Source organism: Tissierella sp. (genome assembly GCF_031460495.1).
In the GTDB taxonomy this organism is placed as follows: Bacteria; Bacillota; Clostridia; order Tissierellales; family Tissierellaceae; genus JAVKTS01.
Genome location: NZ_JAVKTS010000010.1, coordinates 1 through 3,114, shown reverse-complemented (window position 1 = coordinate 3,114; position 3,114 = coordinate 1). Strand labels below are relative to the sequence as shown.

1 protein-coding gene is annotated in these 3,114 nt (G+C 36.4%); it reads right to left on the bottom strand.

From position 1 onward, the window contains the following. The coding region (locus RIN63_RS15250) for a carboxypeptidase regulatory-like domain-containing protein (protein ID WP_310445613.1) at positions 1-3,114 on the bottom strand (3,114 nt) is incomplete at both ends.

Here is a 3,114-nt window from a genome sequence, read left to right as displayed (position 1 = left end):
TGGAATATTGGTTCTCCAACCTTAGATGGTACTCCATTTGCATCTGTGGAATATATTGTAAATCCTATTCTATTTCCACCTGGTGCTGGCCATGAGTTATCCCAGAAATATACATTAGCTCCTGTTACTTTACCAAATTGTTCTGGTGTAAATCTTACTGCTAATCCATATCCTGTACTATTTAGTACAAGGGCATTTTCACCAGTTCCGTCATCATAGATTATTTCATCTTCGAAACCTACGAATCTCTTTAGTGGTATGTCTACATTAGCTATTTCATTTCCTATTACTTCTACAGTAGCTTCACCTGGATCAAATCCATCTGCTATTACTTTAAGTGTATATGTTCCTTCATATACATTAGGGATAGTGAAATTACCGTCTGCATCAGCAACAACTGGTGCTACTTTTGAATCTTCAACTACTCTTATGACTGCATAAGCAGCTGGATTGCCATAGTATCTATCAAATACTCTACCAGTTATAGTTCCTTGAGGTTTTGGTTCTAGTATAAATGTATTATTTACTGTTAAATCCTCTTCTACTGTAACTGTAGCTTCTGATGAATAATATCCATAAGCTTCTGCTCTTAGAGTATAAGTTCCCATAGGAGTTCTTAGACTATATTTTCCTGTAATAGGATCTGTTTTAACGCTTCTTCCTGTTTCTAATACTGTAACTACAGAATCAGCTACTGGAATTCCGCCACCTCTTGCCATTGGAGCATTAGCTACTTCTATATCTGAAACAGTTTTATAATTATTTACTTCAACTTTCTTTAGGTTGAAATTAGGTGCTACTGGATCTACATAGTCTAGCTTTTTAACTTCAGCTTCATTAGACCATAAGCTTAATGCCTTATCAGTATTCCTTGCCAAAGGTTTTCTAATTGATAAGCCCCTATTAGCCATAATATTATCAACAGTTGCTTCAGCATCTTCATAATTTACTATTGCTCGCATCATAATAGCGTAAGCATAGTCAGGTCCTTCATCTGCTAATGGACTTAATACTCCTCCAATATTCAAATAAGATCTTGACCTTCCAGAATTAGCATTATCATCTAATCCAGTTCCTGGACAACTAGTACCTATTGCATCTTGCATAGTTGATATATAGAAATCACTACCTGTAGAGAAGTTAAATCCGGAAAGATCTATTGTGTTCCATGCTCCTCTAACTAGATTATCCCTATATACAGGTGCTCCTATTTGAGTGCCATTTCCATCATAGATAACAAATCCTAGTCTATTTCCTCCTGGTGTTGGCCATGAATTATCCCATATATAAACATTGACACCCTCAACAGTTCCATAAGAACTTGGAGTAAATCTTACTGCTAATCCATTTCCTGCTGCATTTAATACTAAAGCATCTTCTGCAGTTCCATCGTCATAGATTAACTCTTCACCACTTATAGGTTCTGGAGCTTCATAGTCGATAGCCATTACATTTACATCATCAATATACCATCCATTATAAGCTGTTGAGCCATCTGAATGGAAGAAGAATCTTAACTTAATAGTTTCTCCCACATATCCATTCAAGTAAATCTCTTCATTAGCCCATGCTTGAACTCTCTTACCATATTTTCCACCTGCTGCAGGTGTAATATTAGTCCAAGTAGCGCCATTATCTTTAGAGATTTGTACTTGACCATAATCATATAGAGTTGTTGTGCCTTCCATATCTACCCAATGATTAAAGTTTAATATTCCTAACTTATCTTGTGGGATTACTATAGCTGGAGTTTCAATATATGCATCTGTTTTATTTTGATAGTTTGCATCTAGATCAGTTGCCCATAGTTTTTCCCCTGAGAACGCTGCATTAGGACCTGATACTGGAACTCCCCATTCCCATGGGTTAAGAGTACCTACTGTAATTCCTGTTGTAAATCCTCCATTATCATTTTCAAAATTAGCGGAGAATACTACTTCTGCTTCAACAGGAGTAGCTGATACTTCTGCTGTATAGCCACTTACATTTCCTGAAGTATCTTCTGCTGTAACTACATAATAATATGTTGTTCCAACAACTACTTCAGAGTCAATATAGCTATTATTAGGAGTTTCTATTAATAAATTATATTCTCCCCCTGCTACTTCTCCACGATAAACATTGTAGTGGGAAATGTCAGCGTCTGGTGAATGTATCCAGTTTAACTTAATTCCTGTTAAACCAGCCTCTGCCTTTAAGCCTGTTGGTACTGCTGGTGCTTCATTGTCTCTTTCAAACAATCTTACATTGTCTATAAACCATCCAGCTTTATGCACAGATCCATCAGATGTAAATCTAAATGCTACAAATACTGGATTAGTAGAACCAATATATCCATCAAGATTTACAGTTTTCTCTGTCCATGTTGCTCCCGGTCCTGTATAAAGAGCAACTTGTGTCCAAGTAGCACCAAAGTCATCTGTGACTAGTACATAAGCTTTATCATAGTTGTTCTCCATATCATACCATTGATAATATCTTAGGGAAGCTGCTTCTAATGTATTATCTCTTAAATCTATTGGAGGAGCTATCATCCAACTATCTGCGTTTGCAGTGTAATTACCATTTAATATGGTTCCTGCTAGTTGGTTTCCTTCATATGGTGCAGGGCTTGTTCCTGATGGTTGACCCCATTCCCATATTCCATCCATAATCCAACCATTGATATTGCTTTCAAAGCCTTGATTATATTCTCCAGGTATTACACCAAAGCTTATATCTATTCTGTAATCTTGTGATACTACTACTTCTCCTGCATAGTCTCTTGCTCTTACTTTGTATACAATGCTATCTCCAAGTAACATATCATAGGTGATGGTTCCTTTGTATGTTCCATCTTTATGATCCCCTGATACTCTGTTCATTGGTACTAGCATCCAATAAGATTTACCTTCTTGTTTTACTAATAGTTCTGCTTCTATTATTGCTACATCGTCACTTATTTCTGCTACTATTTCTATGTCTGATCCTGCATAGGTTTCAAATATTTCTTGTTCATGATTTATTACTAAGTCTTCTAGGTCTTCTCCCTCTTGTAATACCTTTCCTGCTATATATCCTGTGCCTGATGCTACTTGTGATACTGCTTCAAATGCGTTTACCATTCCATAGCCA